The sequence below is a fragment of the Gottfriedia luciferensis genome, assembly GCF_001712755.1.
In the GTDB taxonomy this organism is placed as follows: Bacteria; Bacillota; Bacilli; order Bacillales; family Bacillaceae_G; genus Gottfriedia; species Gottfriedia luciferensis_B.
In genome coordinates, this window is sequence record NZ_MDKC01000002.1 from 72,558 (window position 1) to 93,337 (window position 20,780).

19 protein-coding genes are annotated in these 20,780 nt (G+C 31.9%); 14 read left to right on the plus strand and 5 right to left on the minus strand.

Going from position 1 to position 20,780, the window contains the following annotated elements; translation table 11 throughout:
• Nucleotides 1-135 precede the first annotated feature (135 nt).
• The gene (locus BED47_RS02925) at nt 136-447 is read left to right on the plus strand and encodes a hypothetical protein (RefSeq protein ID WP_069032335.1); all 312 of its coding nucleotides are present in this window, start codon (nt 136-138) and stop codon (nt 445-447) included.
• 109 nt (nt 448-556) lie between these two features.
• Here BED47_RS02925 and BED47_RS02930 read toward each other — a convergent pair whose 3' ends face one another.
• The gene (locus tag BED47_RS02930) at nt 557-1,426 is read right to left on the minus strand and encodes a metallophosphoesterase (RefSeq protein ID WP_069032336.1); all 870 of its coding nucleotides are present in this window, start codon (nt 1,424-1,426) and stop codon (nt 557-559) included.
• A 173-nt stretch (nt 1,427-1,599) separates the two neighbouring features.
• Between BED47_RS02930 and BED47_RS02935 the strand changes: the two genes are divergently transcribed.
• Nucleotides 1,600-2,244 (plus strand): response regulator transcription factor, encoded by a 645-nt coding sequence (locus tag BED47_RS02935; RefSeq protein ID WP_069032337.1) that lies wholly within the window; start codon nt 1,600-1,602, stop codon nt 2,242-2,244.
• A 152-nt stretch (nt 2,245-2,396) separates the two neighbouring features.
• Nucleotides 2,397-3,626: a sensor histidine kinase gene (locus tag BED47_RS02940; protein ID WP_175403439.1), complete on the plus strand. Its 1,230-nt coding sequence runs from the start codon at nt 2,397-2,399 to the stop codon at nt 3,624-3,626.
• A gap of 645 nt (nt 3,627-4,271) precedes the next feature.
• Here the strand turns inward: BED47_RS02940 and BED47_RS02945 are convergent.
• Complete coding sequence (locus BED47_RS02945; protein WP_069032339.1) at nt 4,272-4,607, minus strand: L,D-transpeptidase; 336 nt, start codon at nt 4,605-4,607, stop codon at nt 4,272-4,274.
• A 198-nt stretch (nt 4,608-4,805) separates the two neighbouring features.
• Between BED47_RS02945 and BED47_RS02950 the strand changes: the two genes are divergently transcribed.
• The 3 genes from BED47_RS02950 to BED47_RS02960 all read left to right on the plus strand — a co-directional run bounded on the left by BED47_RS02950 (nt 4,806) and on the right by BED47_RS02960 (nt 6,799).
• Entirely contained in the window at nt 4,806-5,447 is a 642-nt protein-coding gene (locus BED47_RS02950) for a glucosaminidase domain-containing protein (RefSeq protein WP_069032340.1), read from the plus strand.
• Nucleotides 5,448-5,579: 132 nt separating this feature from the next.
• Nucleotides 5,580-5,996: a GNAT family N-acetyltransferase gene (locus BED47_RS02955; protein WP_254664536.1), complete on the plus strand. Its 417-nt coding sequence runs from the start codon at nt 5,580-5,582 to the stop codon at nt 5,994-5,996.
• Nucleotides 5,997-6,358: 362 nt separating this feature from the next.
• A complete protein-coding gene (locus BED47_RS02960) occupies nt 6,359-6,799 on the plus strand; it encodes a hypothetical protein (protein ID WP_069032341.1) in 441 nt (146 codons plus the stop codon).
• A 69-nt stretch (nt 6,800-6,868) separates the two neighbouring features.
• Here BED47_RS02960 and BED47_RS02965 read toward each other — a convergent pair whose 3' ends face one another.
• Nucleotides 6,869-7,495 carry a GyrI-like domain-containing protein gene (locus tag BED47_RS02965; RefSeq protein ID WP_069032342.1) on the minus strand — a complete coding sequence of 209 codons (627 nt, stop codon included), beginning with the start codon at nt 7,493-7,495 and terminating at the stop codon, nt 6,869-6,871.
• 104 nt (nt 7,496-7,599) lie between these two features.
• A complete protein-coding gene (gene lexA / locus BED47_RS02970; RefSeq protein WP_069032343.1) occupies nt 7,600-8,247 on the minus strand; it encodes a transcriptional repressor LexA in 648 nt (215 codons plus the stop codon).
• 140 nt (nt 8,248-8,387) lie between these two features.
• On the opposite strand from lexA, the gene BED47_RS02975 reads away from it, so the two are divergent.
• From BED47_RS02975 to BED47_RS03000, 6 genes are all read left to right on the plus strand, one after another.
• Entirely contained in the window at nt 8,388-9,044 is a 657-nt protein-coding gene (locus tag BED47_RS02975) for a YneB family resolvase-like protein (RefSeq protein WP_069032344.1), read from the plus strand.
• Between the two features lie 227 nt (nt 9,045-9,271).
• Nucleotides 9,272-9,511, plus strand: a complete 240-nt coding sequence (locus BED47_RS02980; protein WP_069032345.1) for a DUF896 domain-containing protein — start codon at nt 9,272-9,274, stop codon at nt 9,509-9,511.
• Nucleotides 9,512-9,697: 186 nt separating this feature from the next.
• On the plus strand, nt 9,698-11,701 hold the full coding sequence (gene tkt / locus BED47_RS02985; protein ID WP_069032346.1) for a transketolase: 2,004 nt from the start codon (nt 9,698-9,700) through the stop codon (nt 11,699-11,701).
• A 192-nt stretch (nt 11,702-11,893) separates the two neighbouring features.
• Nucleotides 11,894-12,331 (plus strand): sporulation inhibitor of replication protein SirA, encoded by a 438-nt coding sequence (gene sirA, locus BED47_RS02990; RefSeq protein WP_069032347.1) that lies wholly within the window; start codon nt 11,894-11,896, stop codon nt 12,329-12,331.
• Nucleotides 12,332-12,416: 85 nt separating this feature from the next.
• Nucleotides 12,417-12,629, plus strand: coding sequence for a YneF family protein (locus tag BED47_RS02995; protein WP_056476721.1), 213 nt, complete (start codon nt 12,417-12,419; stop codon nt 12,627-12,629).
• Nucleotides 12,630-13,546: 917 nt separating this feature from the next.
• Nucleotides 13,547-15,838, plus strand: a complete 2,292-nt coding sequence (locus BED47_RS03000) for an FIMAH domain-containing protein (RefSeq protein ID WP_069032348.1) — start codon at nt 13,547-13,549, stop codon at nt 15,836-15,838.
• A 432-nt stretch (nt 15,839-16,270) separates the two neighbouring features.
• Here the strand turns inward: BED47_RS03000 and BED47_RS03005 are convergent, their stop codons facing one another.
• On the minus strand, nt 16,271-16,468 hold the full coding sequence (locus BED47_RS03005) for a hypothetical protein (protein WP_069032349.1): 198 nt from the start codon (nt 16,466-16,468) through the stop codon (nt 16,271-16,273).
• Between the two features lie 351 nt (nt 16,469-16,819).
• Between BED47_RS03005 and BED47_RS03010 the strand changes: the two genes are divergently transcribed.
• Nucleotides 16,820-18,571 (plus strand): ABC transporter transmembrane domain-containing protein, encoded by a 1,752-nt coding sequence (locus BED47_RS03010; protein ID WP_069032350.1) that lies wholly within the window; start codon nt 16,820-16,822, stop codon nt 18,569-18,571.
• 1 nt (nt 18,572) lies between these two features.
• A complete protein-coding gene (locus tag BED47_RS03015; RefSeq protein ID WP_069032351.1) occupies nt 18,573-20,357 on the plus strand; it encodes an ABC transporter ATP-binding protein in 1,785 nt (594 codons plus the stop codon).
• Nucleotides 20,358-20,780: the final 423 nt, after the last annotated feature.

Sequence of the window (20,780 nt, forward strand, 5' to 3'; positions counted from 1 at the left end):
TTTTCCATTTTTCTTTTATTATCCACTCAAATTAAATCCATTATGTATGTTTTGTTATTAAGAATAAATATAAAATTGAATACTTATAATAGTGTTTAACTATTAGACAACTAATAATTGAAAAGAGATGAAACAATGATCACAGTCTTATTTGAGTATAAGTTTGAAAAGAAATTTTTAGAGGATTTTAAATCAAGATTAAAAAAATCAGCAGATCCAAAATTTAATTCCGAGCCTTCAAATATTGGAATGAATTTTATGCAAAGAGAAGATGAGCAAAATTATTACATCAATTTATTTATTAAATATAGAAGTATAGAAGAATATGAAGAACGAACTAGATTTGAAAGAAGTCAGGTTGAATGGAATGAAACTTGGTTTAGTAATGACATTACCCATGAACTATTATCAGTAACAATCTGGAAGGATTTTAGTCCAATGTCCTAACATCTTCTTTGAAAAGTGATTTCTTATACTTCACGAAAATTTTGTGAACTTGGCATAAAAGATAATTTTTATATACCCGCAAGGAATTCATATTTCCTTGCGGGTTGTATCATTTATTCGTTAAAGTAAAAACTGAAATTTCTGGTACACTAAAGAATCGAAACGGAAGCCTAGTTGTTCCTATACCCCGATTAACGTATAAGTTCAAAGGTTTTATATGATGATTTATTTTATATAATCCTTCAGTATAAATAGTTGCTAATGGCGGAGTATAAATTGCTTCGTGAAATGGAAGTTTAACTTGTCCACCATGACTATGGCCAGAGAGTTGTAAGTCAACTGGAAACTCTTTAATTCGTTCTGCTACATCGGGTTCATGTACTAATAAGAGATTAAAGGCGTTTTTTCGTATACTTTTAAATGCTTTTGCTGGATTTGGTCTTCCTAAAAGATAGTCATCCAAACCAATAATATTAAGTTTACTGTGATCTTTTAAGACGATTTCTTTCTGTTCATTTTCTAAAACTGTAAATCCCGATTTTATGAAAACTGATGCTGAGATTTTCTTTCCTGCTCCTCCAACGTCATGATTACCGTAAATAGCATATTTACCATATTTTGCTTTTAATTGTTGAAGTACAGCAGGGATTTGATCTATCTTATTGTATATAGCGCTGTTATCAATTAAATCACCAGTAAATACAATTAAATCAGGGTTTTGGTTATTAATTTGGTCGACAACATTATTTAATTGCTTTAATGTATAATGAGCACCAAGATGGCTATCACTAAACTGAACAATTTTAAATCCTTCCATTTGCTTTGAAACGGAATTTGATGTGATTGTTATTTGATTTACATCTAACATTTTTGGTTCAATACTTTTTGAATAACTATATAAAATAATAGGGAAAATTAACAATATCAACGTAAAAACTATTAATCTTCTAACGATCCTTCGAAATATGGTATATTTCATGTCTATAACCTGCCTTTTATGAATGAATTGATACAATTAAGATTGTAAATAAAATAAATAGAGCACTGACTAAAATTTCAATTATCCTCATGTTTTCACTCCTCCTAGAACAGTTTAAGCTCCTTTTGTTACATGAACGTGACAAAATATCATAATGAACGGAGGGATTAAAAATCAATATTCTAATTGCTGATGATGAAAAAGATATGTTAAAGATCTTACAGGCATATTTCAAAAAGGAAGGATATACCGTTTTCCTAGCAGAAGACGGAGAACAAGCTATCGAAATCTTTTATAGCGAAAAAATTGATTTAGCTATTTTAGATTGGATGATGCCTTTTAATAGTGGAATGAATGTGTGTAAAGAAATAAAGAAAAATGGGGAAACAAAAGTCTTAATGCTAACAGCTAAAAGTGAAGATGAAGACGAATTACTAGCTCTTAAACAAGGAGCTGACGATTATGTAAGAAAGCCATTCCATCCTGGTGTCCTGATTACTAGAGCTAAAAAATTACTAAAAGAGGAACATCTTATTGTAATTGGTAATATAAAAGTAGATTTTAAAGGTAAAATAGCATTTAAAAACGAGGAAAATTTAAATTTAACGAAAAAGGAAATTGATTTATTAAGCTGTTTTGTTCGTAATCGCGGAAATATTTTGTCACGTGAGGATTTATTAGTGAATGTTTGGGGGATTGATTACGATGGAGATGATCGAACGGTGGATACCCATATAAGAAGATTAAGAGAAAAAATAGGAGAAGATCTTATTCAAACACATCGAGGTTTAGGATACAGTCTTATAAAAGAAAAATGAATCGATTAGGAAGAAAAATATCGATAACAATTACATTATGTATTCTTTTTGTTTTTATTTTTTATCTAATGATTAATTCTTATTTATTACCTAAATATTATTTATTTCAGATGAAAAATAGAGTGCATGACCTTTCAACAGAGATAAACAAGATGCCAATGGCTGAGTTTAAACAGTCCATAAATCAATTGGAACAAGAAAATAATGTAACAATCGCTTATGAACCAATTCAAACAAATTTAGACCATTTTAATGGAATATTAAGAGATAATTTATATCAAAAAAGAGTAACCTTAAATAAATTTTGGGTTACAGAAGATACAATAAACCAAGTTAAGAGTGGCAAAAGAATAAGTAAAATTTACAATCAAGGTAAGTTGAAATCTAGTTTTTTAGTCGATTTTATTCAAAAGGATAATGTATTTATTGTAGTGGGTGTCTCTATTGTATATTTAAGTGATGCGGTTCAAATCGTAAATAAGTTTACAATTTATATTATGATTTTCTTGATCTTAATGTTGATTTTAATGGTTTGGATTTGGTCAAAAAAAATAACTGATCCGTTAAAAGAGTTAAAAGATATTTCAATAGAAATCGCCCAATTAGAATTTAAAAAGGCAAAAATTTCAACTAATGATGAAATCGAAGAACTTGCTCAAAGTATTAACGAAATGAGCGATAAATTGAGGATTGCCCATGATGATTTAAATCAACGGAACGCAAATTTAAAAACGTTCATATCAGATATTTCTCATGAACTTAAAACACCACTGGCTTTAATCAAAGCTTATTCTGCAGGCATAAAAGACGGAATAGATGATGGGACCTATGTTGATACAATCATTAGACAAACAGATCAAATAAACCGTTTAATCGATAAATTATTAGAGTTATCAAGAATTGAACGAGAAATATTACATGTCGAACAATTTGACTTAATTAAGCTTTTTGAATCTAGTTTGGAAAACTTTGAAATCGAATTGAATCAAAATAATATCACTTTAACAAAAGAATATATTGGTACGAACCAACTAAATATTGAAGTAGATCGTGACCAATTTGAGAAAGTATTTAATAATTTAATTAGTAATGCAATTAAATATACAAAATACCCAGAAATTAAGATTAAGATTTACGAGGAAAATGAGGAAATTTTATTCAAGATTAAAAATGAAACAAATCTTAAAAATTCTACTCAAATTAAGCAAATGTGGGAACCGTTTTATGTTATGGAGGCTTCTCGAAATAAACATTTAACAGGCACAGGCTTAGGTCTAGCGATTGTAAAATCGATTTTATATCGTCATCATTTAAAACATGATGTGGAATTAATTGATGGTAATATTCAATTTTCAATTCATTTTCCAAAACCCTTACAGTAGAGTATGGGTTTTCACGTTGTTGGAAAACAACCTTGTCAATTTATCAAATTTTCGTAAAAGGAGTAAAGTGATGTTGATTTCCATTACAGGATCTCGCTTTCCATGGGGCGAGATTCTTTAGCCTCCTCGGCAAAGCCTGCGGGGTCTCAGCCTTCCCGCTTATCCAATAGGAGTCGAGCATCCCTCCATTCCAATCAACTAATTCATCAAAAAAAGTTTACGATAAAAATCTAATCAAAAAGCCTTTACTTAGAGTAACATAACAGTTGTTTATTAAACAATTTGTAGGTCAATTAATAAAAACATTAATTTAAAAACAAATCAAATGTAGATATTTTTCTATAAGTTAAACATTACTAGTGTTGTTGGAATAAAAAAAATTCTCAAAAGTATTCACATTTAAAATCAAGAATTAATCATCAAAAAATGATAATTTTATGACTAATAACTGTTCACTTAAAGTACATTTTCCCCATTGGCCATTTTATATTTCAACACTCTAAAAACCCTTACAGTAAAGTAAGGGTTTTTAAATTTTCTTCTTAGGTTTAATATTCAAGCCATAAAGCAGCATTATGGAATTGTAAATTTATTTACACAGAAGTACCTATTAGTCTATGAAAATCGATTTTGTGGGTTTTAGACTTATTGGTGAATAACGACACCTGTACCAATTGTAACCATTGAAGATAACTCAAGAACATCCTTATTGTACATTCGAATACAACCATGTGAAACAAAGTGACCAATAGTCGCAGGATTGTCAGTTCCATGAATACCGTAATGTGGAGCTGATAGTCCCATCCAAAGTACTCCAAAAGGTCCACCTGGATTTGGATGTTTATTAATAATTGTATAGGTACCTGTAGGAGTAGGAGTAAGCATTTTTCCAACACCGATTGGGTAAGTTTTAAGCAGATTGTTGCCGTCGAAAAGTTTTAGCTGGCGGTTAGATGTAGAAATGTAGATCCAATTAGTCATTTTATCAGCTCCAGTTTTTAACTATAGTATGAAAAATGTTTAATAGTTGTTAAACACAAGAGGAGTAATAGATTCATGAAACTTAAATAGAAAAAATTGTAGAAGTTTTCATTACTTTTCTACTATTTCCTTAGTACGAAGAAAGGAGTAAATGAATACTTTATAGGACAAGCACTTTAAGGAGAGGATTAGTCTATAGTGTCTAATACAATTAAATATTTTCAAGATGCCCAAGAAGTTTCAAAAAAAATTGGCTGGTTAACCGAAGTAATTTATACTCAATGGCAAGTAGAAACAGCACATTTTACGTCTAAAAATTTTAAGAAAAATAACAATATCGCAGGTCAAACGTGGTATCCAGGCTTACCTCTTAGTAGTAGAGGAACAGCTAGACCTAAAAATGAAGGTGGGTATTATATAAAATATAATGATCCAATTCAGGGCTATGTTGATTTTATTTTAAATAATCCGCGGTACAGTAAAGTTAAAACATACAAAACTGCTAATGAACAATTTAAAGCGATTGCTGATGCAGGATGGGCAGCAGATCCTAATTATGCAGATGTGCTCATCTCGGTTAATAATGCAAATATTAAAAATGGATTATATAAAAGGATTATTCAAATTGAATTACATCCTTATAAGGGAATCTTAAAAAAAGGATCAAGGGGAGTGCAAGTAAAGAAAATTCAAGAAAAAATTGGCGTCAAAGTGGATGGGATTTTCGGAATTTTAACCGAAAAAGCAGTGAAAGAATTTCAAAGAAAAAATGATTTAGTAGTTGATGGAATTGTTGGTGTAGAAACATGGGGCAAACTTTTCAATCCAACAAATCTATAAGTTATGTAATCATTTAAAATGACCTGTATGATTCTAAATACAGGTTTTTTAATTTTAACCTACTACATAAGAGGGTTTGAAAGAATTTTATAGAAAAGTTAACTATAAACATTTAAGAATAGGAGAACGAAAGTGGAAATTAGAAATGCGGAAATGAGTGATTGTGAATCAATCGTAATTCTGGATTCTCAAATTATTGAAAGTCGAATTAGGGAAAATCAAATTAAACGATCAATTGAAGAAAATCGATGCATTGTATGTGAATTGAATAAAAGGATAGTAGGTTTTATGATTTATCATAAATTTTTCTTTGGCCATTTATTTATCGATTTAATAATTGTTTCACCAAATACGAGGAGGCTTGGTATAGCAAAAAATCTCATGAAATATGTTGAAGTTTTTTCAGAAAAGAAATTATTCTCATCTACTAACAAATCAAATAGCCAAATGCAAAAAGTCTTTCAATCACTAGGATATATTGAAAGTGGATTGATCGAGAATTTGGATGAAGGAGATCCTGAAATTATTTATGTTAAATTAATAGATTAAAACGATATTATCGATAATTTATTTTTTGAAGATGAATAATAAAAATATTATTATTACCCCAATTTTCATTAGCCACTTTCAAATACCCATCGTCAATACTATATAAATTTATTCTCAACAAGTTCTCAAACTTAGATTGAAATAATCCTATCATTTCATAGTTGCATTGAAAAGTTTACTATTATTCACAATAGTTACGAAAAGCGTGTAAAAAGTCCTGATGGATTAAACGATTTGTTACTTTAGGCTAATCAGTATAAAAAAATTTTAAATACATTCTTCCTGTTATTCTATTTATCAGTGCATGATGAATAGTAATAATATATAAATGCTCCAATTATATCACTACAAGGAGTGGAAATATGGATTTTAAAAGGGAATTCATCTTAAAAACAAAAGCAATATATAAAGAAACTGTTACAGAAAATATGGCATACAGTAAGATGTGTGAGAAATTCGAATCATATTTTATTGATTTAAAGGAGTCTTTAAAAAAGGAAATTGAAGTTTCGAATGGTGAGTTTGATATTATGATTGATAAAGATAGTGTGATTGAGGTCTTATTAAATCAAAGAGAGTTATTAATTACGATTGATGACGCTGGGGTAGTAGTTAGTATTAAATATTTTGATGAGGTACAAAATGAACAGGTTGAAAATAAGATTGATATAATTGAATATGATGGTGGGGCATATAAGAGTCAAGTCTTTCAATCACCTATTACTAGAAATATAATCGATAATTATTTAGCCATTGCGTTTAGAGATGATTTAGAGAAGAATTTTGAAAGCTATAGTGAATGACAAAGTGATATCTTCTAGGGGACTGATCGTATGTCTAGAGCTTGGAACTTCCAAGCTCTTTTATTTTGGCTATCGTTCTTCGACTTGAAATCTTAAAACAGTTTTCAATTTATCAGGTTGTGTTTTTCTTGCATCAGAAATATAGATTTCTTTATGTGTTTTTTGCACTCTTTCTAGGTTATTCTCTAAACAGAACTCTTCCATTAATTTAAAAGTTCTTGGCTCGTCATCATAGCTTCCGATGTGCATGGTTTGAACACATAAGCCTTCAGTGATCAATTCGAGTTTTACGTTTGCTAGCAGTGGACTTTTCTTTTTCTGTTTAAGTTGATCTAAAATGATATATGTTAAATCTTCTGTAACAAAGTCGGGTTGTCTAATCATTAATTTATATAAAAGATGTTCTTTATTTATATAGTCTAGTTTTCGACCTTCTTTATCTAAATCCCAAACACCTTCAAGAGGGAAGACTGTGTATTCATAGTATCCTTCTGGAACAATGTCTTTTTTGGGCAACATTTTAATGGCATAGGCTAAAGAATAAAGTGCTTCGACATTTTCTTTAAATAAATCATTATTGGGATTGCCTTTGCCTTCAATCGTTATATATTTAAAGGTTGGTATTTTAATTTTACTAGTCTTACTTTTTGGTAAATAAATTTCTTTTAAACTTTTTCTCCACTCGAGTTTACTCACTAAAAAATCTCCCTTAATAATAAGTCAGTTGGTTTATTTTGTTATAACTATGCTTGTTAAAAACAAAAAGCAATCACATAAATATGTCATTGCTTTTAAAAAGTTTAATGATATGTACGATAGACTCCTATTACTTTTCCTAAAATTGATACTTGTTTTAATAAAATAGGAAACAGGGCATCATTTTCAGGTTGAAGTCTAAAATGGTCGCTTTCTTTATAAAAGCGCTTTACAGTAGCTTCACTATCTTCAGTCATGGCAACAACAATTTCGCCATTTTCAGCAGTGAATTGTTTTTTAACAATTACAAGATCGCCATTCAAAATACCAGCATTGATCATACTATCTCCTTCTACTCGAAGCATAAAAACTTGTTCGTTAGATGGAGCGACAGATGTCGGTAAAGGGAAATATTCTTCTACGTTTTCGACTGCTGTAATTGGAATACCTGCAGTTACTTTACCGATTACGGGAATGTTAATAATATCGTTATAGATTTCACTGTATGATGCTTGTACTTCATTTACAACCGCAGCTGTATCGCCAAGAATCTCGATTGCACGCGGTTTCGTAGGGTCTCTTCGAATATAGCCTTTTTGTTCTAGTCTCTCTAGATGACCATGTACTGTAGAGCTTGAAGCTAAACCAACAGCCTCAGCAATCTCTCGAACTGAAGGTGGATAACCTTTAATTTTTACTTCGTCTTTAATATAAGCTAAAATTTCTGCTTGCCTTTTCGATAGTTTGTTCATTCGAATTTCCCCCTTGCCTATAAAATAGATAATACGTTCCTCTTTATTTTTTTCATTATATCATGATAGGATATGATATACAAACGTTAGTTCTATTTTTTATTAAAGTAGTTTTCGTGTTCGTATGGAGGGAACAGTTAATGAATGCAATAATTTACGCGAGAGTAAGTACAGCAAAGGATTCACAAGAAACATCATTACATAGACAAATAAGTGAACTAACCGAACTAGGTGAGCGGATGGGAATGTGTATTCTAGAAACAATAGGCGAACAGGCAAGTGGGTATGAAGTAGAACGAGAAGGGCTATTCCAGCTATTCCAAATTATAAAAGAGCATCAAGTTGATGCTTTGTTAATACAAGATGAAACAAGATTAGGAAGAGGTCATGCAAGAATTGCTTTATTACATTTTTTAAAAAGGGAAGGAATAAGATTATTTACCTCTTCTCAAAATGGACAATTTCAATTAAGTGAAAGTGATGAAATGGTTTTAGAAATTTTAAGTATTGTAGAGGAATATCAACGGAAAATTCATAATATGAAAATAAAAAGAGGTATGAAAAAGGCGGTTGAAAACGGGTATAAGCCTCAAAAAAACTTAGAAGGTAGTTTAAACGCAGGTGGTAGAGATAAGTTGGAATTACCGATTTCCGAAATTGTAAGATTACGTCAAAACGATCTAACATTTGAGGAAATTGCAGCTACCTTAAAAGGATTTGGATATAACGTTTCAAAGGCAACTGTTAATAGAAGGTATATTGAACATATGAAAGAAATCTCCAATATTGAAAGCTAATGCAATTTATTGTAAGATGAGATACATTGAATAGAATATCAAACTCTGACTAACGATCGCTTTCTTCTTTGCATAGCCTGCTAAATGCGGTGCTCTTTTACACCAATGGTAAAACAGCACGACTTTAGACTTTCTCGCAAAGAAAGAACATACAATTAATCGTCTAATTATCAAAGTGATGGAACTAACAATGAATAGATAAGTTACAAATAAAGGAGAGGTTACTAATGGTTACTAAAAAAACTTTAGATAGAATAAATGAATTATCAAAAAAGTCAAAAGAAGTAGGGTTAAGTCCTGAAGAGAAAGTAGAACAAGATCAATTAAGAAAAGAATATTTAGCAGATTTCCGTTCTCGTATGGTCGATGAACTAACTTCAATTAAAATTGTTGACGAAAAAGGGAATGACATTACACCTGCAAAGTTAAAATATGAAAAAGCAAAGCGTAAAAATAACTTACATTAAAAAGTTTTATCAATATAAAAGTTCATATTTTGTTAAAAATAACAGAAAAAAGCAGAAGAAAATTCTGCTTTTTTCTATTTCTTGGAAAGAATTTGTTAAAAATGTCAAAACTAAGTGTTAGTTATTGTAATAAATCATGGTAAATTATATGATAATATCTATGAATAAGCTAAAGGAGCGAAATTTATGTCTAATAATATTGAACAATTAGCAATTAATACGATTCGTACATTATCAATTGATGCAATTGAGAAATCTAATTCTGGTCACCCAGGAATGCCAATGGGTGCTGCACCGATGGCATATGCATTATTTGCAAAATTTATGAATCATAACCCAAAAAATTCAAAATGGTTTAACAGAGACCGATTTGTGTTATCAGCAGGCCATGGTTCAATGTTACTTTATAGCATGTTACATTTATCAGGCTACGAAGTTTCAATTGAAGATATTAAAAACTTCCGTCAATGGGGAAGCAAAACACCAGGACATCCTGAATTTGGACATACACATGGTGTTGAAGCTACAACAGGTCCATTAGGACAAGGTATTGCAATGGCTGTTGGTATGGCTTTAGCAGAGCGTCATTTAGCAGGTACATATAATAAAGAAGACTTAAATGTAGTTGACCACTTTACATACTCAATTTGTGGTGATGGAGATTTAATGGAAGGTGTTTCTGCTGAGGCGGCTTCATTAGCAGGACATTTACAATTAGGACGCCTAGTAGTTCTATATGATTCAAATGATATTTCATTAGACGGAGAATTAAATCGTTCATTCTCTGAAAGTGTAGAAGATCGCTTTAAAGCTTATGGATGGCAAGTTATCCGCGTAGAAGATGGTAATAACTTAGATGAAATTACCTCAGCGATCCAAAAAGCTCAAGAAGAATTATCAAAACCAACTTTAATTGAAGTGAAAACAACAATCGGTTACGGTTCTCCAAATAAATCTGGTAAATCAAAATCTCACGGTGAGCCACTAGGAAAAGAAGAAACGATTTTAACGAAACAAGCGTATGCTTGGGGTTATGAAAATGCATTCCATGTTCCAGAAGAAGTGTATGCACATTTTAATAAAGTAATCGTTGAAGCTGGTGCAAAGAAAGAAGCAGAATGGGATGCTACATTTGCAAAATACGAAGAAAAATATCCTGAATTAGCAGCTCAATTAAAGAATGCGATTGAAGGTAATATTACTGTAGATTTAGAAACAGCACTACCTAAGTATGAAGTAGGTAAAAAAATTGCGACTCGTTCATCTTCAGGTGAAGCAATTAACGCTATTGCAAACGTATTACCTAGTTTCTTTGGTGGATCTGCTGACTTAGCTGGGTCTAACAAAACGTATATGAATGGTAAAGGTGACTTTACGAGAGAAAGCTATTACGGACGTAATATTTGGTTCGGTGTACGTGAATTTGCAATGGGTGCAGCCTTAAATGGTATGGCTCTACATGGTGGCGTTCATGCGTTTGGCGCGACATTCTTTGTTTTCTCTGATTACTTAAAACCAGCAATTCGCTTAGCAGCTTTAATGAATTTACCAGTTACTTATGTATTTACACATGATAGTATCGCAGTTGGTGAAGATGGACCTACTCATGAACCAGTTGAGCAACTAGCAGCATTCAGATCAATGCCTAATCTGAATGTAATTCGACCAGCAGACGGAAATGAAAGCTCAGCAGCATGGAAAGTGGCAGTAGAAGCCAAAGACGCACCTACAATGTTAGTATTGTCTCGTCAAGATTTACCAACTTTAGAGGGGACTACTACTGATATTTATAATAAAGTGTCTAAAGGTGCTTACGTTATTTCTCCTGCTAAACAAGATAAAATTGATGTTGTATTAATCGCAGCAGGTAGTGAAGTACAATTAGCAGTAGGAGCACAAGAAAAATTAGCGGCAGAAGGAATTTCTGCATCGGTTGTTTCGATGCCTTCAATGGACTTATTTGAAAAGCAATCTAATGAATATAAACAATCAGTACTACCTAAAGAAGTTACGAAACGAGTAGCAGTAGAAATGGGTTCTTCATTCGGCTGGCATAAATATGTAGGATTAGATGGAGAAGTCATTTCAATCGATACATTTGGCGCTTCTGCTCCAGGAAACCTATTAATGGAGAAATTCGGATTTACTGTTGATCATGTCGTTTCAGCAGCAAAAAAAGTATTACAATAAAAGGTAAAGTTGGGAAAAGTAGGGAAAGAATTTGAAATTCTTTTCCTATTTCCTAAACCTTTTTTCAATATAATGCTTTATTAAAGATTTTTCGACAAAACTAGTTGATTTTCACTCCTTAAAAATGACAAATATTTTGAATGGAATTTTATATAATTTTCCTTACAGATAGTTGTTGGGAGTGGACAAGATATGAGGGAATATAAAATTTTTTTAATTCGAGAACCACTGTCTATAGAATTTTATGGGAAAGAGCATAAAATATATCAACTAGTATATGAGTATTATTACTCATCTATTGAACTAAGGAAAATAATCGAAAAACAATTAGAATATATAACAGAACCAATACCATTATTCGAGCTACATACATTTATTCGCAAATTTGATTCTCAACAGATTTACTTTTATGAGGAAACTGGAGAGTATCTTCTCGAACTTGATGATGGGGCAAAGGCTCAGCTAAAACTATATCCTCACGAACTAATTTTATATGCAGAAGGATCATTAGAGGCAGAAACAATATTCTTTGAGCTATTAAGAAAATTTCGTTCAACATTCATTGCAATTGATGTGAAGGATCAGCGATTTGGCTGGCTACGACCTATCGCCTATCAAAAGTATATTTAAACGATTAAATTGCAGTTTGCTCTTGTATAAACTGGTTAGTTTTAGTAAAATTGTTTCTAGATGATTTTAAGGAGGAAGCAATAAAATGTGGGTATACTTTCTAGTCGGCATCTTAGCATTAATTGCAGGTGTAGCGATTGGATTTTTCATAGCTCGTCAATATACAATGAACTACCTAAAGAAAAATCCACCAATTAATGAACAAATGTTAAAAGTAATGATGGCTCAAATGGGACAAAAACCTTCACAAAAGAAAATTAACCAAATGATGAAGGCAATGAACAACCAAACAAAATAATAAATCCTTTTAACATATAAGGCTTTATAGCTTGTTACGAAATAAATATTGAACACTTTCTTTAGGAAACAGCTCTTTTAATACTGAATCCTTCATCAAGAATTTGTAATTATTTAAATCATGAATCATTTTACTAATCTGAAACCACTTATTCTGTTGGAATTAACCAATAGGAAAGTGGTTTTTATGTTTTTAGAGGAAAATTTTAATAATACAAAAGAAATTAGCCCTAAACTAGAGAAGAAATTAAAAAGTTTAAAACACCGACTTCACGTGAAGTGCACCCCAAATTTACACCATCTAACATTTGAGGCGCACTTCAGCGAAAAGTTGGTGTTTTTTAATCTTTTTTCATTTTGAATTTAGAAGAATTCGAAATTAATGCAACACTCCATTACAACTTGGTTAAGAAATGTAAATTCTTTAATCGTTTAGTACATCAGTAAATTATTTTAGAACAAATATTTTTATACAGAACACGCCAAAACCCACAAACAGTTGACAATAATTTAGAAATTTAATTGTTTAATACGTCGATTTCTAATTATTTAACAAGTTCCATGAAGAAGAAAGTCGATAAAAATGCTAAAGGTGGTTCCGATATTTGTCAAAATATTCATTATTAAAAGATTAGAATTATTAATAAACTATTAAATAATTTATTATGCTTCATCATATTAGTACATCTAGAAAACTATCAATGAAGTCTATTAATTAGTATAATGTTAGGCTTTTTCTAAATAGTAGATTTCAAGAAGGAGGAGTAAATTATAAGGGGGGATTAAGTACTTAGCATAACCAGAAGGTGACGTTAAAGAGCAAAAAAGAAATGATGACATCACATAATCGACACGGCAAATTCGAAAACGAAAGCTACATAAATTATAGGTTATTTTACAAGTGAGAGGAGAATCTATTTGAAGCGTAGATTTAAGATTGCTGTATTATCAACTACTTTTTTGATTTCGATGTATTCAACAGCCGCATTTGCTGCTGAACCAGGGCTAGATAAAATGCCGGGACCAGTAGATCCACAGTCTTGGGTGAATCCAGAAGATATGACATGGAATGATTATAAACCAGTCCCGGGTATTAACTGGAGTACCGATAAGAGTATTCAACCGGAAACAAACCTTAAAGGAGCATTGATTTTGGTTGACTTTCCAGGTCAGGATTTTATCTTGACTTTGCCTAAAGGTAAAGATCTTATCGGTAATCCACAAGTCGATGCTGTTCCCCGAGAAAAGCTTGGGGAGTTTTGGACGAATTACTTAAATGTACCGAGTGAGTTAAATCATTATCAGACAATCGATGGCTTTTGGAAAGAGAACTCTTATGGAAAATGGGGCGTAACACTTGATTCTTATGGTCCTTACCGCTTGGATAAATACGAATTTCAGTATGGGCTAGATAGTTTTAATTCTGGTTTTCTGCCAAGTAATTATAAAACCGGAAACCTCTTCCAAGACGGCATAAATGCGGCAACAGCTGATATTGTAGCATCTGGAAAAAACTATGACTTTGCGTTTATTGTACATGCAGGCTATGATGAATCAACTGTTTGGCAAGAACTTGGTGAAATGAAGTTTATGAATCAGAACTCGGTACCTGCTGCATTTGGTCCTCCAAATTTAACAGGATTTGAAAATATGCCAACTTGGGCAAAAACCCGTTATGTACCTTGGACTTCTTGGTTTGCAGCTAAATCGATTTGGTCTGCTGCATCTAGTGCCACATTAAACGGCAAATCGATTCGTGTTTCTATTCAAGGAGAAAGTGATGGGATGTCCACATTTGCTCACGAATTTGGTCACCTTAAAGGACTAGGGGATAACTATAATAATGCAGCTTTAGATCCTCGAACCTATGCAGGGTATTGGGAAACGATGAGTCGTGGGTCTTTTAATGGTCCAGGTGGAACGCACACTCGCTGGATGATTCCAGCTACCCTAGGTTCTTCCTTACCGGCACCACATACGCTTCGAAATAAGATGAAACAAGGGTTTTTATCTAATGATGAAGTCCTGCAACTTAATCGTGATGAATTAAAAGTGTCTGGTCCGGCGTTTGCGGATATTATCGCGCGCGAAGTACCAATCGGCAGTAAATTCGGCAGAAACGGACTCCATGGGATTAACATCAGTATGACTGATTTAACTCCAAGTAATTACCTAAGCGGAGACTGGCGTAACGATATGATCGGTAACGTAAATAACGCTAAGTACAATAACTACACCCTTGAAGTTGTAGATCGAGTTGGAGCGGATTCCTTTGCTGCCGATTCAGGTGTATTGATTTCTAAAACGAAAAATGCGGAGACTGCACCGTTTATCTGGCCAATTGATTCACATCCTGAAGATATCGCATTGAAGGACTTTACAAAGCCCGACGGTACAACAGTTTCGGTTACAAAAGGTGACCCAAGGCAAACCTTGGATTCTTTATTCCATGCAGGGAATGGAGCTAGTTTGGTTAACGGAAAATTCGATGGGTCTATTGGCAAAGATGATGTAGTTAGTGAGTACATCGATCCTTACAATCATCTTCAGTTCTATATTTTAGGCAAATACAAAGGTAATGACGGCGTACTTCATTATCAGGTTGCAGTTCGTAACACGGAAGGATCAGGTACCTATAAACGCGGCGTTAATGTAAGTGCAGGCACAATACAACCGGCCATTGCGGGGAAAGTGGCAGTTTACCATTTTAATGTTACAAATACCGGCGAAGCAAAGGATCTTATTCGAGTTAACGCTTCAGCAGGTGAAGATTGGACGGTTCAACTTGATAATAATATTGTTGCAGTGGAACCGGGGAAAAGTGTTGATGTACCTGTGTATGTGAAAATTCCTAAAGGTATGACAGCTCCAGCAAACATTAACTTTACGGCAACTTCAGAAACAGACACAAACCAAAGCGCTACTGATAGCAATCTTTTGCTAAGCGATCTGAATGCAGCTGGTGTAAGTTCTCTAATCGACAGCTTCGACAATGTAGGAGCTTTCAAAGCAGGTTCAGCGCAAGCGTTGAAGGCACATTTGAGGTCTGTAGAGCAATTTGAAAAGAAAGGTTCTGCGGATAAAGTTGTCAAACATATTAATGATTTTAAAGGATTTTTAGATAATGAAAATGCTTCGAAAAAGGTTTCTGCAAAAGCGTACAATAGTTTAAAAGCGTACGCTGACGGAATGATTGAGGTTTGGAAATAGGTAGATTGACTGTTCAGGATAGATTACCTGTGACGGGGATAAACTAGTAAGGGTAGCAGCAAACTAAACCACTTTCTATTGGGAAACGAACCAATTTAAAGTGGTTTTTTGGTATAAATTAAATTTGTAAAAAACAAAATTAAAAGGTCTCTGGTTAAATATCGGTGCCCTAATAAAGTACCAGTTGAGAGGAATTCAACACTTAACTAATTATTTTTTTAAAATTTATCTATTTCATCTTTTATTTTTTATTCAAGTTTAGTAATAAACTATTATCTTTAGTACGTTTTGGTAAAGTACCTGAGGGCTTGTTCGTTAAAAAGGGGCTTTTTTGCTTTTTGTCTCTCATTCCATCATCTCCCATACAGAGCTTTATTCAAATATATTATTTGTATGGTCAAACTATGAAAGGTTAAAGTAAAAAGTAGAGTTTTATTCGTTGATACGATTTTCTTTTAAACGGTTTAAGGCTTCGTCACTTCTTTTAAATAATTTACTTGTGAAAAGAGATGGAGATGTACGTGGGGTTGTTCTTGTAGTCGTTTCCTGTAAGAATGGAGACTTAACTCTACCTTGTCGATTTACATTCTCCGCTAAATTTGTATTAGTTGATACTGAATTATTAGGCATTTTTCCACTCCTTTTCAAACTAATATTATAATTCTATCAAACTTACATTTTATTATCTATAACACTGTCCTCCATTCTGATTCCTCTATTCTCGAATATTTTCCATAATTCACCTCCGTACTTAAATTTTACCATATTCGTGAGTGGTTTTTATGCTAAGTAAATTCGGTTTTTTGTCTATGTATTTAATTTTTATAACGATAAATATCTTTAGTTTTACCGAAAATTAACAACCATTTTAAATAAGCAGATTATTAAAAATTATTTAATTTTTATGTTATAATGTACACTGTGTTTTGAGTTTTCTAAATATTGTAAAATTAAGTTTGATAGCATTGCGGGGGTGAAGGAATGTCAGTTTTTAAAGATTTGTTTTGGTTTTTTAAACAAGAAAAAAGAAGCTATGTATGGGGAATATCTCTTTTAGTAATCGTTGCAATTTTAGAGCTACTACCTCCGAAGGTTATTGGTTATGTAATTGATGAAATGGTAAAAAACTCACTTAATAGTAAAAACTTACTTTTTTGGGTAGGTTTAATATTTATTAATGGGTTACTTCTTTATGCATTTCGATATTGGTGGAGGAGATTAATTTTTGGTTCTTCTTTAAAGTTAGCCAGACAGCTTAGAGATGATTTATATAATCATTTTACAAAAATGTCTCCGTCTTTTTATCAAAAAAATAGAATAGGAGATTTAATGGCTCACGCAACAAATGATGTTCAAGCAGTACGCGAGACAGCTGGTGCTGGGATCTTAACTTTTGTTGATTCGATTATTTTAGGTGGATCGGTACTAATAATGATGGCAGTGTCAATAAGTTGGAAGTTAACGCTTATTAGTCTATTACCATTACCAGTTATGGCCATTTTGACTCAATATTATGGTAAATTATTGCATCAACGTTTTCATTTAGCGCAAGAATCATTTTCAGAATTAAATAATAAAGTTCAAGAAAGTATGAGTGGTTTAAAGGTTATTAGAAGTTTAGGGCAAACAAAAGAAGATGTAGCTGCTTTTAAAAATCAAGCAGATTTAGTAGTGAAATACAATATGAGAGTTGCTAGGATTGATGCACTTTTTGATCCAACAATTATGTTAGTTGTTTCGATTTGCTATATTATTGCGGTTGTTTATGGTTCTAGATTAGTTATAGCAGATGATATTACTGTTGGACAATTAATTACATTTGTTACTTATTTAGGCATATTAATTTGGCCAATGCTTGCAATTGGATGGTTATTCAATATTGTTGAAAGAGGGCGTGCTTCTTATGATCGAATCCGTTCTTTATTAAGTGTTGAACCTGAAATTAAAAATACAAAAAATGCATTAGAAAAACTTCCAATGGCTGAAATAGCTTATTCAATTGATTCATTTAAGTTTAATGAAGAGTCAAATTTTGAATTAAAGGATATCTATTTTAATGTGCAAGAAGGTCAAACAATTGGAATAGTTGGTAAGACTGGTCAAGGAAAAACAACGCTTTTAAAACTTTTATTGAGAGAATATGAAGTAGTAAACGGGAGTATTTCGGTTGGTGATTTAGATATTAAAGAGACAACTTTATTAGCTCTTAGATCACATATTGGTTATGTACCTCAAGAACATTTCTTATTTTCTTCATCGGTTAAGGAAAATATTGCGTTTAGTCAAATTGATTCTTCAATCGAAACAGTACACAAAGCTGCCGAGATTGCTAATATTCATGCAGATATTTTAGAGTTCCCATTAGGCTACGACACGATTGTAGGAGAAAGAGGGGTATCATTATCTGGTGGCCAGAAACAAAGAATTTCAATCGCTAGATCTTTAATTAAAAACCCTAATATTTTAATATTAGACGACTGTTTATCCGCGGTAGATGCAAAAACAGAGGAAAAAATATTACGCTCTTTAAAGGATGAAAGAAGTGGGAAAACAACATTTATTACTTCTCATCGTATGAGTGCTGTCATGCATAGTGATTTAATCATCGTTTTAGACGAAGGAAAAATTATTCAAAGAGGTAAACATGAAGATTTAGTTCAAATTGATGGTTGGTACAAAGAAATGTTTGAAAGACAGCAACTAGAAGAACTAGTAGAGCAAGGGGGGAGATAAAATGAATCAAGAGATTGAAATCGATGCAAAAAGGCAGAAAAAAGATTTAATTCGTCTTCTTTCATTTCTAAAAAAATATAAAGTTTTACTGACTTTTGCATTTATTTTCTTATTCCTTGCAACAGCATGTGAAATGTATGGTCCAATTTTAGTTAAAAGATTTCTAGATGATCATTTAATGAAAAGGTATTTTCCAAAAGATACAATCATAACGTTATTTTCTATATATGTTTCAATTACAATCGGCAAAATTGTATTATCATATTTACAGCTTTTAATGTTTCAACAAATTGCTTTTAAAGTTGTTCAAGATATAAGAATGAAAGTTTATGAGCATGTACATTCATTAGCTTTTTCATTTTTTGATAAAACGCCGATTGGAAGTATTGTATCAAGAATTACAAATGATACAGAAGCTATAAAAGATTTTTACGTTAGTGTACTGGCAACTTTTATCCAGCAAATTGTCTTTTTAGTGGGAATTATTATTGCGATGTACTCATTAGACGTTAAATTAGCAACGATTTGTGTTGGGTTAGTGGTAATTGTTTATTTTATTATACTAACCTATCGTAAAAAGAGTTTTCCATTTTTTATGGAAACTAGAGGGCAGTTAAGTAATTTAAATGCTAAATTAAACGAACACTTACAAGGTATGTCAATCATACAAGCATTTAACCAACAAAAAAGATTACAAAATGAGTTTGAGGGAGTAAATAGGTCTCACTATAATGCAGGTGTAAAAACAATACGATTAGATTCTCTGTTTTTAAGACCGGCAACAGATTTAATTTATACAATTGGAATCATGTTTGTTCTTAGCTTCTTTGGCATTACTTCCTTTAGTAATCCAGTTGAGATTGGTACAGTTTATGCATTTGTAAGTTACTTAGAAAGATTTTTTGAACCGATTACGCAAATGATGATGAAATTATCTTTATTACAGCAAGCTGTCGTATCATCATCTAGAGTATTTGACTTAATGGATGAAGAACAAAAAGCTCCTACTAAAGTTGGAACTGATTTACCAAAAGTAAAAGAAGGAAGTATTGATTTTAAAAATGTATCATTCGCATATGACGGAGTACACAATGTAATACATGATATTTCATTCTCCGTTAAACCTGGTCAATCAGTTGCTTTTGTTGGTCATACAGGAAGTGGTAAGTCAACAATCATGAATTTACTATTACGTTTTTACGATGTGAAAGACGGGGAAATTCAGATTGATAATCAAAAACTTTCAACATTTGAAGAAAGTGAATTACGTTCTAATATTGGTTTAGTTTTACAAGATCCATACTTATTTGTTGGAGATATAAAAGGAAATATCTCTATGTATAATAGCAAAATAACTGAAAGAGAAATTAAAGAAGCATCCGAATTAGTTAGAGCGAATGAATTTATTGAAAAATTACCAAATGGGTATGATGAGGCAGTTGTTGAAAGAGGTTCAACTTTATCAAGTGGACAGCGCCAATTAATCACATTTGCAAGAACGATTGCAGCTAAACCTACTATTCTTATTTTAGATGAAGCAACAGCAAATATTGATAGTGAAACAGAAGAAGCAATTCAAGAAGCTTTAACTGAGATGAGAAAAGGTAGAACTACTGTTATCATTGCACATCGACTATCAACAATTCAGGATGTTGATTGCATATATGTATTGCACAAAGGGAAAATCGTAGAAGAAGGCAACCATCAACAGCTTCTTGCCAAACAAGGATTGTACTATAATATGTATCTATTACAAAATAAAGGGTCTTTATTATTGGCCGAGTAATGAAAAGTAGCTAGATTTTCTAGCTGCTTTTTTTATAGAACCATATTCAGAGGGATATTAATAAAAATTAATGCATTATTAATATTTTCATAAAGTGGAGATAAATTAATCAAATCAGTAGTTAACAGTTTAAAGTGATAAATTATCCTAGTAAATAATACAATACATAAGTTTTTTAGTTGATCATAGAACTAATAAATTTACAAATAGTAGAATAGTACCAAAACGGATAGGAAAAAGAACTTAATAATAGTTCAAATATAGGGTGTCTTGAAGATTAGAAAGGTAGAGCGAAATAAAATATGTTAGTGTGAAAGCACCGATTTTTACTAGAATCTGCTTAAAATACTAAATGTTTATTATTTTATAATAGTTAATTTTTTGTTAGATTAAATAATTTTACGTAAAACCTTAATTAATTTT